Here is a 12546-nt window from a genome sequence, read left to right as displayed (position 1 = left end):
TTGAGGTATGCGGATTTTACACACAGGGGATTGGCATTTCGGCCGATCCCTCGAAGGCCGGAGCCGGTTGGAGGAACAGACGGCTTTCGTCGATGAGCTTGTGCGAATTGTCAAAGAAGAGGCCATCGATCTCGTTTTGATTGCAGGGGACATTTACGACAGTGTGAATCCGCCTGCGGCAGCGGAGCAGCTCTTCTACGAAGGCATCGCCCGCTTGGCGGAAGGCGGGAAGCGGCATGTTGCCATTATTTCGGGAAATCATGATCACCCGGATCGTTTAGCCGCATCAGGCCCGCTTGCTGCGAAGCAAGGGATCACGATCATTGGATTGCCCGTGCCTGATATTCAGTCGATCGGTATTGCCAGAACGGGGGAGATGGCTCGCTTAATCGCGCTGCCTTATCCTTCGGAATCCCGATTGAAGGAGCTGCTGTCCGATGTCGCGGAAGAGGAAGTGCTCCGCAGTAAATATTCGGAGCGGGTTGGCGCGTTAATTCGAAAGCAGGCCCAATTTTTCCAGCCGGATACGGTAAATTTGATTATGAGTCATTTGTATGTGCTTGGCGGCCAAGAATCTACGGAATCCGAACGTCCGATTCAAGTGGGCGGAGCCTATACAGTGGATACAAATGCGTTGACGGCCGGAGCGCAGTATGTAGCGCTTGGACATTTGCACCGACCGCAGAACGTAAAGGCGGCTTCTCCAATCCGCTATTGCGGATCTCCTCTGGCCTACAGCTTCTCGGAAGCCGGACAAGCGAAGTCTGTTACGGTCCTAGATCTAGCTCCTGGACAATCCGCTGAGCCCAAAGAGATCTTCCTGACTTCCGGAAGGCCGCTGGTAAGCTGGAAAGCCAAAGAAGGCATCGGACAGGTGCATCAATGGTTGGAAGAAGGGCGGGACGCTACGGCATGGATCGACTTGGAAGTAACGATGACCGCAGCCATGTCCATTGAGCAGATTCAAGCATTGCGCAAAGCCTATGAGGGTTTTATTCACATTCGACCGATCTACCCGGAGGTGGAAGCAGCTCGCGCTGCTGTAGCGAAAGCAGACTTATCCATGGAGGAGCATTTTACCCGTTTCTACGCGCGTCAAACCGGTGGAGCGCAGCCTGAACCTGAGTTAGTCCGGCTATTTTTGGAATTGGTGCAAGAAAAAGAGATGGCTGACTCATTGGGGGAATAGACCGTTTTATTCCCGAGTATTGCTTGTGGATAATTTAAGGATGAAAGGAGATCTTCGATTTGCGTCCTATTCAGTTGCAGATGTCGGGGCTTCAAAGTTATCGTGAATTGCAGACGATTCAGTTCGGCCAATTAGTGGATGCAGGCGTGTTTGGCATCTTCGGGCCAACCGGCAGCGGGAAATCATCGATCTTGGATGCGATCACCCTGGCCTTGTACGGCAAGGTGGAGAGAGCCAGCGGCGGCACGCAAGCCATTATGAATCATGCCGAACAAACGCTATTCGTTTCCTTTACGTTCGAGCTAACGAACGCAGTCGGCACAGAACGTTATCAGGTTGAGCGGCAGTTCAAGCGTGGGACAGAAACCTCCATTAACAGCACGATAACGCGCCTTTTACATATCAAAGAGAACGAAACGATTGTGCTTGCCGACAAAGCGGGCGAAGTCAACCAGCAGGTGCAGCAGATTTTGGGGCTGTCCATGCAGGATTTTACGAGAGCGGTCGTGCTTCCGCAGGGGAAATTCGCTGAATTTCTAACGTTGACGGGGAAAGATCGCCGGCAAATGCTGCAGCGTCTTTTTCATCTCGAACAGTATGGTGATCATCTCAGCGCTAAAGTGAGTTCCAAAGTGAAGGAAACGGATAGTTCCGTGAAGCAGCTTGCTGCTGAACAGGCGGGCCTTGGGGATGCTTCGGAACAAGCGCTGCAGGAAGCGAATGCAAGACTTGCGCAAGCGGAGGAAGAAGCGGTTCGCAGCCGCCAGCTGCTTGCCCAGCAGGAAAAGAACTATGAGGAACAGAAACAGGTGTTTGAGTGGCAGCAGGAGAAAGAGAAGCTCGAACTAGACGCTCGCAAGCAGCAAGAACAAGAACCGGACATTCGGGAGAAAGAGTTGCTGCTCCAAAAAGATGAGCAAGCGGATCGCGTTAAGCCTTATCTGGAACAGCATGGTTTAGCTGTAAATGATGTTCGAACAAGTCAGGCTCAGCTGGAGCAAGCGACAGCCCATCAGCAGGCGGCGGAAATCGCGCATCAAACGGCTGCGGACAAATCGGACCTGGCGCAGCAGGAATTAGCGCGAGAGGAAGGTCCGCTCATGCTTCGGCTTGATCAGCTGGAGCAAGCGCTTGTCATTCAACAGGAGTTGAATCAGGTTCAAGCGCAGATTCAAACGGCTCAGAAGCAAGAAGCTGAAGCCAAGTCGCATGTCGCGAGGCTGCAGACAGAAATAACGAAGCAAGAAGAAACGAAGCAAAAGGCGATTCTTAAGCAAACCGCTCTCAAAGAGCAGTTGAAAACCGTAGAGACGAGTGCGTCCAGCAGACAACTGCTGCAAAAAGCGGTTCATGAGAAAAAGACGTTCGAGCAGCTTCAACTGCAAGGCGAAGAAGCTCAAAAAAGCAAAGCGGATAAAGCCGCAGCTTATGCAGCCGTGGAGCGGAACAAGCAGCAATGGCTTGCGTTGCAGGGGGAATTGCAAAGCGAGATAGCTGCATGGTTGAAGCAATCGGATGATACAGGAGCCGGAATTCAAAGCCAAATCAGCGGTTTTTCAGCGTTTGTTCCAGAGCTGCAAGCTTTCCTGGACGAGCAGAAAAGACGTTGGAAAATGGAAGAACGTCATGCCTTGGCCGCCCTATTGGCGAATGATTTGCAAGATGGGGAGCAGTGTCCCGTTTGCGGTTCCACCGAGCATCCTTTCCTCAATTCCAAGGAGGGGAGCGCTGCTGACGATGGGCTGAACAAGCCCGATAACGCGGAAGCACATATTCATCAAGGCGAACAACTGCTGCAGTTGGCGAAAGAACTCGTGTTTACGCATAATCAACTGCTTCGCAAATGGGGCGCACTTCATCAACAAGCACTGGAGTTGTCTGTTTCATCGCAGGCAGAGGCGGAAGGACAAGCTTATCTTGCTTGGCGGCAAGTTGCAGCCGGTACAGCTGAGGAAACGGCAATAAGCAGGGGCGAAGGGCAAACGGAGATCACCATAGAGGGTCTAACGTCAAAATGGGAAAATACGGCGTCTCTCGCGCAAAGCCAGCAGAACGCTTTCGAAACATTAGAAAGCGTATATAATCGCTTGCAAAAAGAACAAGTACGTTGCGACCAGCAGCTCGTGCAGGTGAACGCTCAGCTGGAGGCAGCCGACCAGTTGCGGCATGAAGCGGAAAGCAAGTTAAAGCTTTTGCAGATTTCCTTGGACGAAAAGCGGCAGAGCTGGCAAGAGACATTCGCTGAATTGGTTTGGGAGCAAGTTGAGCAGCAGCTTGACTCCCTGCTTGAGAGCGAGCGTCTTGCGGATGAACTTCGCAGCCGGATTGAGAAGAGCGTCCCTTTCCTCGAGGAGCTGACGAGGAACATCGAGGTGCTCCAGCGCGAACTGCTGGAGCAGGATCGCACCGCCCTGCAGCTGCATGAACGGCTGCAGGGCTTGGCGCAGCTCGCCGCCGACAAGTCGCGGCAGCTCGCTTTGCGCGCGCCCGGCGCGGCTGTGCCGCAGTTCATCGCGGAGGCGACCTCCGCGCTTGAGCGGCTGCGGCAGCTCGCGCAGCAAACCAAGCTCGCGCATGCGCAGGCGCAGCGCGAGCAGCTCCAGGCGGCGCAGCGCTACAGCGCCGCCGCCGAAGCCGCTGCCGCCGCGGCGCGGCAGCTCGCCCAAACCGAGCGCGCGCTGCATAGCGCGCTCGAAGAGAACGGCTTCGCGTCGCGCGAAGCCGCAGCGGCTGCGGCGCTGGCGCCTGAGCAGCGCCGCCTGTGGGCTCAGCTTGCGGCGGAGCACCGCGAGCGCGAGCAGGCGCTGCGCGCCCAGCTGGCGCAGCTGGCAGCGAAGCTGCAGGGCCGCGTGCTAAGCGCGGCCGAGTGGGCGCTCACGCAGGCGCAGCTGAGCGCAGCCAAGGCCGCAGCGGAGGCTGCGCTGGAAGCGCGGGCCAAAGCGGCCCAGGGGGCCAGCGAGCTTGCAGTGCGGCATACGCGCTGGCGCGAGCTTGAAACGCGCCGTATCGAGCAGGCGGCGCAGTTGGAACGGCTTGGCAAGCTGCAAGCCGTGCTCAAAGCCAATGCCTTCGTCGAATATCTCGCCGAAGAGCAGCTCATGCAGGTTAGCCGCGCGGCTTCGGAGCGGCTGGGTGAACTGACACGCCGGCGCTATGCGATCGAAGTCGACTCCGGCGGTGGCTTCGTCATCCGGGATGATGCCAACGGCGGGGTGAAACGGCCGGTCAGCACACTGTCCGGAGGGGAAACCTTTCTTACCTCGCTGGCGCTGGCGCTCGCGCTCTCTGCGCAGATTCAGCTGAAAGGGGAATACCCGCTTGAATTCTTCTTCCTGGATGAAGGCTTCGGCACGCTGGATCAAGATCTGCTGGATATGGTGATCGGAGCGCTGGAGAAACTGCATATGGACAGCTTGGCCGTAGGCGTTATTTCCCATGTCCCTGAGCTGCGGGCGCGACTGACCCGCAAATTGATCGTACATCCTGCCGAACCTTCCGGTCGTGGCAGCCGCATTGTTTTAGAAGAATTATAGCTCAATAAACCAAGGTTAGCGTCGCGTCAGCGTCGTTAGCCTTTTTTCATTTCTCTCATTCTTCTTTTAGGTGATCGAATCATTCCGTTTCGTACAAGTCGGCATACACTGCAACAACTTTACGGAAGAGGAGAATGTATGGAAATGGCTACTTTTCACGAGGCTCTAAAGCATAAAAACAGGATTTCGCCAGTTCTATTGGGAAGATCAGGGGTAACGGCAGTAGGAGTCGGTTACGCAGATCCTAATAAACCGGCTTTGGGGGCAGGTGTAATCGTCTATACTCATCAGAAGTTCGCCCCTTCAAGTCTGAATACCCTCAAAGGAATGTTGGCCAAAGCAGGGAACGCGGTGCCTGTGCGTTTCGTGCATGCCGGTAAATTTCGTTCGCATGCGCAGCGTTCCAAACCTCGGGGGACGAAAGCCGCATTGTTCACAAGCCGAATACGTCCTGTTCCGGGTGGCGTAAGTATTGGAAGAGTGAATCCTGATGCTACAGGAACAGCAGGCCTCATCGTGATCAGAAATAACCAGCTGTATGTGCTTAGCAACAACCATGTGCTGATCAGAGACAATTCCACTTCTTTTTCATCCACGCTGCAGCCTGGACCGGCAGATGGCGGCATTGCCAGCAAAGATACAATCGGCAGAGCGTTTCAATTCGTCCGATTGGTTCCGGGAGGCGTCAATTTCCAGGATTCTGCTATTGCGATACCGAATGCCAACAGCCTGTTAAATCCGCGTTATCTCCTTAGCGCTTCCGGACAGCTGATCACAGTTCCAGGTCATCTCCTCAGCTATCCCGTTGGGCTGAAAGTGATGAAGTCAGGAAGAACAACCGGGTTCGTCAAGGGAACCGTTGAAGCCAATAATGTGGATATTCGCGTCTCGTACGGAGGAGCGTTAGGGAATCAATTATTCCGCAATCAATCTATTATTCGCGGTGATAGCGGGCCTGTTTCGCTTCCCGGCGATTCCGGCTCTGTATGGCTGAGGGCTAGCGATCGTTTTGCTGCAGCCCTTAATTTTGCGGGCTCGTCCGATGGGATGCGCTCAATCTCCAATCCGATTGGCTTGGTCATGTCGACCTACAATTTGCGAGTTGCGCTTCCAGCAGCAGGTAATACCTTTAAGGGCGGCTTGGTTAGAGGAAAGGCTCCGGCGGGAAATCACGCTTTCGTTCAGCCATTAACAGAGCAACAGCGAAAAAGGATCCGCGCTATACTTGTGAGATCCAAATAGACGATACAATGAGGCTGTTCCCTAGGTTTTCTTATACCTTGAGGCAGCCTTTTCATTTGTGATTTTTCATTAAAGGTGCTACTTTCCGGCATTCTTGACGTATTCACTTAGAGGAAGGGAGTCGACTGACTTGAAAAGAGCTGCAAGAAAATTAAGTATTCTTACATTGGCCGTTGGTATACTGGCAGCCGGTGTGGCAAGTTCGCCGACGCCGGCTCGCGCCGACATCGTGTGGGATCATTGGCAGAAAGCGGAGTCGCTTGCTTCAGGAGGCAAACAAGCTGAAGCCGTTCCCCACTGGCAGTTTCTGGCTAATCATTATGCGGGATTAGGGGAGTGGGAAAATGCTGCGCTTTTTTGCGGAAAACTGGATGCTTACTATGATGCGATCGGAAACTATGAGCAAGCGATTTATTACTATGAATTAGAGAATAAATATTGGGTGAACGCAGGACGAGATTGGGGAGCTGTCAAGCTGCAGCGCGCGGATCAAATCCGAACAACGGTTGAATTGTATAGAACGGAACGTGAGCCATCCGAACTCAAAAGGCAAGCTCTGCCTAAAAATGGTCAACTCGCGAAATTCGAACCTGCCTACGGGACATACCTGGGGATGTATTCGGAGCAAGATCCTAAAGTAGGAAACCTTTTCACGAAAACGGAATCCGTTTATGGCAAAAATCATGCCATCTACTTGGCTTACGCCCATTGGGGGCAAAACTTCCCTGCTATGTATGCCAAACGGGCGAAAGAAGCCGGAGCTGCTTTGCAGATCGCTTGGGAACCGGACGAAGGATTGGACCCCGTGGCAGATGGAACGTATTTACGCAAATGGGCTCAGGAGGCAAAAGCCGCAGGTATCCCGATTTTTTTGCGTTTTGCAGGCGAAATGAATGGAGCTTGGGTTAAATGGCATGGCAACCCAGCGCAGTATATCGCTAAATTCCGCATGCTGCATGACGTATTTGCCGCAGAAGCGCCCAATGTGGCCATGGTCTGGAGTCCGGGTGATGTGCCTGCGAATGATATTGACCCCTACTATCCCGGAGACGCTTATGTGGACTGGGTCGGAGTGAGTCTGTACATAGAACCCTACGAAAACGGGAACCCGTCGCTGCCATCCATGATTTCTACGAGCAACGTGGAAAGATTGACGAGACTGTATAACACCTATTCGGACCGTAAGCCTCTGATGCTCAGTGAAACGGGAGTCCCGCATTATTCCCATGCTGCCGGTGAGGATTTTACGGAATGGGCCAAGCTCAATCTGCAGCGTCTATATGAAATCATGCCTTACAAGTATCCGCGATTAAAGGCGATTACTTATTTTAATGTGGACCAAAAAATGGCGAACGCGAAAAACGACTACTCGCTGTCGGACTCTTCGGAGATTCAAGCTTACTATAGCAAGCTTATTGCGAATCCTTACTTGCTGTCCAAGGTCTCCGATGGCGCGCAGCCGTCTGATAAAATCGGATACGTGCCTGTCGATGCCAATCACCAAGCTTTTGCCAAACAAACGAAACTCATTCCATTCGTCAAAATCCCCGATGTCTACATCGGCAAAGTGGAATATGTGTTGAATGGAAAGGTGATTGCCTCGCAGGCTGACTTGCCGTACGGGCTCACGCTGAAAGCGGGAGAAGTTCCCGAAGGTTCTGTCATGCAGATTAAAGTATATAACAAATCGGGATCTCAAGTGGCTCTCCGCACGTACGGCATCTCGTCGCAAGTATCCGTTGAATTGGACGGCAAAACCTTGTCGTTTGAACAAGCTCCGATCATCAACAACGGTTCAACATTGACACCGCTTCGGGCCATTTTTGAAGCTATGGGGGCGAAGGTTGAATATGATGCGGCAACAAGGTCGGTAACGGCTGTAAAGGGCAGCACGACAGTGCGGTTGACACTTGATCAGAAGACTGTGTATGTAAATGGAAAAGCCGTTCAGTTGGAAGAACCCGCCCAGTTAGTTAACGGGTATACGTTGGCTCCTGCCAGGTTTGTCGGTGAAACCTTCGGCGGCAAGGTAGGCTGGGATGGTTCCAGCAGAACCGTGACGATTTCTACGAAGTAAGGCAAGCGAGAGAATGTATAGCCGCCGGACGCGTTGGCAGGACTGTTACGCCTTGAAGACTGTCTCAAAAGGTTAGAAATGACCTGGCGGACAGTCTTTTTGGTCTGCTCGCAGAACGGAGTAGACATCAAACATTATTTAGTTAAACGCATAACTTATAAATGAATTTAATTAATAAAAGATAGCGCTATCATATTGTATTTTGTGAAAACACGCCTTATAATCTAGTTAAACGTGTAACTAACGAACTAAAGAGGGGAACTCATGAAAAAACCAACAATTAAAGATGTGGCCAAAGTTGCAGGGGTTTCAGCAGCCGCAGTTTCCTACGCTTTGAATGGCAGGACGGATAAAGTCTCCAATGAAACGATCGAGCGCATCAAGAAAATTATTAACACGATGAACTACGTACCGGATTTCTCTGCGAGAAGCTTGGTTAAGAACCAATCCAAGTTGATTGGGATTGTGATTCCGCAAACGGAGTCTCATAAGCAGCTTATCCTTGAAAACCCTTTCTATAGTGAAATGATAAGCGGTATTGAAAGCAAGCTGCGAGAGTACGGTTATCATCTCTTGTTATCCGGGGTGAACCAAGGCGAGAGTTATCTGGATTTGTCCGTGCAGCGGAATTTGGATGGCGCCATTATGATGGGGATCTATCCAGAACAATTTTATGACGGCTTTAAGAAAATCAATATTCCGATTGTGCTGATCGACAGCTACATCAACGACAGTTATTTTAAGCGGATTGGCATTGATGACGAATACGGCGGCTATTTGGCGACAAAGTATTTGATTGATAAGGGACATTCGAACATTGGGCTGGTGACAGGGGCGATTCGCAAGGACGGCGTCGTCGAGAAACGGTTTCTCGGATACAAGCGGGCGATTCGTGAAGCGAATTTCTTTTATAATCCGGACTACGTATTCGAGGAATCTATGAGCTATGAGCACGGCTTGGCTGCGGGCCAATTAATAGCCAAGAAATTCCCGGAAATTACGGCTGTGTTCGCAACGGGGGATATGGTCGCCTTCGGAGCGATCCGAAGCTTGATGGATCAAGGGAAAAAGGTTCCCGAAGATATATCGGTAATCGGTTTTGATGATATCACCATGTCCAAAATGTTCATTCCTCCCCTCACAACGATCCGCCAAAATATTACGGAAAAGGGCGCTATCGCTGCTGAACATCTGATTCATATGATTCAAGGCGGTGTGGAGCAAGAGGCAAATGAAATTATGCTGCCGCTTACAATCGTGGAGAGAGCTACAGTGAGAGTCAAGGAATAACCATCATGTGGGGAACCGGAAAAGGAGATTGACATGGTAGGACAAAACAAACTATCCAAAATGGTTGTCATCATCGGTTTTTTGCTTCCAAGCTTAGCGGGTCTGCTTCTCTTTCAACTCGTGCCGATGCTTTCGTCGGCCGTCATCAGTTTCACGAATTGGGATTTGCTGACCCCGGCGAAGTTTGTTGGTCTCGACAATTATACGGAAGCTTTGCAAGATGAGAAAACGCTTACTTCATTACTGAACATTGTGCAGTACATCATTGGTTATATTCCTTCTGTTCTAATCTTCGGTTTATTGTTTGCTGTCTTATTGAATCGGAAACTAACAGGAATAAAGCTGTATCGCATTTTTATCTTCGTGCCGGTGATCACTTCTTGGGTAGCCGTTTCCATCGTTTGGCGCTGGTTGTTGAACGGACAGAACGGACTTATTAACTACTTATTGTCGCTCATTGGCGTGCAGGGTCCCGTGTGGCTGCAAGATTTTGTATGGGCGATGCCTTCGATTATTGCGGTGAGTGTGTGGAAAGATATCGGGTACGTGACAGTTATCCTTCTGGCTGGACTGCAGGATATTTCAGAAGACTATTATGAAGCGGCGACGATTGACGGCGCTGGCGGTTTTCAACAATTTTTCCGGGTTACGCTGCCGCTGCTGACACCAAGTATTTTTTTCGTACTCGTGATCTCGTTGATCAATGGCTTCCAGCTTTTCGATCAAGTGCTTGTCATGACCGGCGGCGGTCCGGCGGGGCAAACGAGCACGCTCGTGCAGCAAATTTACGGCAACGCTTTTCAGAGCTATAAAATGGGCTTTGCATCCGCGCAGTCTTGGATTTTGTTTGTGATTATTTTCGCCGTGACGATCGTTCAGCAGCAGCTTCAGAAAAGGTGGGTTACATATGACCGATAAATATATGCCGTATCGCAACCTGCTTTCGCATCTGATCCTGATCGTGGCTGCCGTTGTCCTTATGTTCCCCTTTGTTTGGATGCTCTCCGGATCCTTCAAAGATAACTTGGAAGTCGTCAGGATGCCGCCGAATTTGATTCCCGACACGTTTAAATTCAGCAATTACGTGGAAATTACCAAATACTTTCCGATTTATCGATTTCTGGGCAATAGTGTGGCCGTTGCAATCGTAACGACGATTGCGCAAATCATTGTATGTGCGATGGCTGCGTTTGTTTTTGCGAAAATTCCTTTTCGAGGGAGAGAGACGTTATTCGTTCTGTATCTCATTACGATGATGATCCCGATGCAGGTTACGATGACTCCGCTATTTATCGTGTTTCAGAAGCTGCATTTGACCAATACTTATTTGGGTCTCATTTTACCCGGCATCTTTAGCGCTTATGGGACTTTCCTGCTGCGACAGCATATCATGACGATTCCCGATCCGCTGATTGAGGCTGCCAGAATGGATGGAGCTTCGTATGTGAGAGTGTTTCTAAGTGTCATTCTACCGCTCAGCAAACCTGCGATTGCGACTCTGGCAATCTTTGCTTTCATGGCTTCGTGGAACAATTTTTTGTGGCCGTTGATTATTACAAGCGATAAGGAGTTGATGACGCTCCCAATTGGGCTCAGTAAACTGCAGGGCAGATGGGCGACGGAGTGGAACATTTTGATGGCGGGCAATGTGATCAGTTTTATTCCGATTTTCATTGTGTTTTTGTTTGCATCGAGATATTTCATTAAGGGAATGACGATGAGCGGTGTCAAAGGCTAAAGAGAGGGGTGATATGCAGCATCAAATGGGAATTGCCATTGTCAAAGGAATTGCCGAAGAAAAATTGAGATGAAAAGAGGGTTATACGATGGTAGTGAAAAAAACGGGTTGGGTCGTAGCTTTAAGTGTTGTTGTTTCTCTTGCGGCAACAGGGTGTGGATCGGACAAAAAACCGGAGGCGTCATCCTCATCAGTCCCTAAGCAAGAGCCTACGGCCGCAGCAACATCAGCGGCAACGCCGGAGACAAAGAAAGAACCGGTAACTCTCAAGTTCATGCAGTACACCGCAAGCGGCTCGCAAGAGCAAACGCTGGCTGAAATGGTGAAAGCGTTCGAGACGGCCAATCCTGACGTGAAGGTCAAAGTGGATATCGTCGACTACAACAACTACTACACGAAACTCAATACACAGCTTGCATCGGGGGATGCACCTGACGTATTTGAGGTCGGATACGAAAACTTTGTCTCTTATGCTGCCAAAAATACATTGAAAGACTTGACGCCGATCATTGCGAAGGACACGACGTTCAAGCCGGAAATCTACAAAGGTCTTGCCTATGACTCTTTTAAATACCAAAACAAGCAATATGGCGTCGTAGAGTCTTTTTCGGACGTAGTTCTTTTCTATAATAAGGACTTGTTTGACAAAAAGCAAGTTGAGTACCCGAAGGCCGACTGGACGTGGAAACAGGAGCTGGAAGCGGCTGAGAAGCTGACAGACGCCAAAAGCGGTGTATGGGGAACGTATTCGCCGATTCAATTCTATGAGTTCTACAAAACGATTGCTCAGAATGGCGGCGGGATTTGGAGCGCCGATGGCAAACCTACCGTAAACAGCAAAGAAAATATTGAAGCTTTGAACTGGATGCTGGATAAAGCGAAGAAATATAAAGTATCCCCTGCTCTTAACGATGATACGTTTAACCAGCCTGATGCGGATTTGAATGCTTTCAAAGCAGGTAAAATCGCGATGCTTCGCGGAGGCATTTGGAACTTCGGCCGTTTCGCCGATGCTCCTTTCAAATGGGATATTGCACTAGAACCGGGAAATACGAAGAAAGCTCATCATTTCTTCGCGGATGGTTTAGTCGTATCTGACAAAACGAAAAATGCGGAAGCGGCATGGAAATTTATCAAATTCATGTCCTCAGATCCTGCGGTTGTCAGCAAACGGATTGAGAAAGGCTGGAGCGTTCCGGCTGTCTCGGATGAAAAAGTGATGGATGCTTATTTCAAACAAACGCCGCCACAATCGAAAAAAGTCGTTCTTGATGCTTTGAATTCCCTCGTGTTGACGCCTGTAGGACCAATTCCGGACAAATGGAATGATCTGACGAAAGCGATCGGCGATGAGCTTGATAAAGCGAAGTTGAAATCCGATTATACAGCGGAAAAAGCGCTGAATGAAGCGCAGGCCAAAGTTGAGAAATTGGTAGCTAAATAGCAAGGCAGATGTAGAGTCAGCAAAAAAAGGGGC

8 protein-coding genes are annotated in these 12546 nt (G+C 50.5%); all 8 read left to right on the top strand.

The annotated features are described in order from the left end of the window. Window positions 1-7 precede the first annotated feature (7 nt). The 8 genes from GC097_RS26610 to GC097_RS26575 all read left to right on the top strand — a co-directional run bounded on the left by GC097_RS26610 (window position 8) and on the right by GC097_RS26575 (window position 12513). Window positions 8-1189, top strand: coding sequence for an exonuclease SbcCD subunit D (locus GC097_RS26610; protein WP_171686282.1), 1182 nt, complete (start codon window positions 8-10; stop codon window positions 1187-1189). Window positions 1190-1248: 59 nt separating this feature from the next. Next, window positions 1249-4722 carry an AAA family ATPase gene (locus GC097_RS26605; protein WP_171686281.1) on the top strand — a complete coding sequence of 1158 codons (3474 nt, stop codon included), beginning with the start codon at window positions 1249-1251 and terminating at the stop codon, window positions 4720-4722. Between the two features lie 144 nt (window positions 4723-4866). Next, entirely contained in the window at window positions 4867-5964 is a 1098-nt protein-coding gene (locus GC097_RS26600; protein WP_246294454.1) for a chymotrypsin family serine protease, read from the top strand. 130 nt (window positions 5965-6094) lie between these two features. Next, window positions 6095-8041 (top strand): stalk domain-containing protein, encoded by a 1947-nt coding sequence (locus GC097_RS26595; RefSeq protein WP_246294453.1) that lies wholly within the window; start codon window positions 6095-6097, stop codon window positions 8039-8041. A gap of 264 nt (window positions 8042-8305) precedes the next feature. Continuing rightward, a complete protein-coding gene (locus tag GC097_RS26590; protein WP_171686278.1) occupies window positions 8306-9331 on the top strand; it encodes a LacI family DNA-binding transcriptional regulator in 1026 nt (341 codons plus the stop codon). A gap of 33 nt (window positions 9332-9364) precedes the next feature. Continuing rightward, on the top strand, window positions 9365-10249 hold the full coding sequence (locus tag GC097_RS26585) for a carbohydrate ABC transporter permease (protein ID WP_171686277.1): 885 nt from the start codon (window positions 9365-9367) through the stop codon (window positions 10247-10249). After that, a complete protein-coding gene (locus GC097_RS26580; RefSeq protein ID WP_171686276.1) occupies window positions 10239-11069 on the top strand; it encodes a carbohydrate ABC transporter permease in 831 nt (276 codons plus the stop codon). Before GC097_RS26585 ends, GC097_RS26580 begins: the two co-directional genes overlap by 11 nt. 88 nt (window positions 11070-11157) lie before the next feature. Then, window positions 11158-12513, top strand: coding sequence for an ABC transporter substrate-binding protein (locus GC097_RS26575; protein WP_171686275.1), 1356 nt, complete (start codon window positions 11158-11160; stop codon window positions 12511-12513). The last annotated feature ends 33 nt before the right edge of the window (window positions 12514-12546 follow it).

It is taken from the genome of Paenibacillus planticolens (assembly GCF_013141725.1).
In the GTDB taxonomy this organism is placed as follows: Bacteria; Bacillota; Bacilli; order Paenibacillales; family NBRC-103111; genus Paenibacillus_E; species Paenibacillus_E planticolens.
This window is presented reverse-complemented; position numbering and strand designations above follow the sequence as displayed.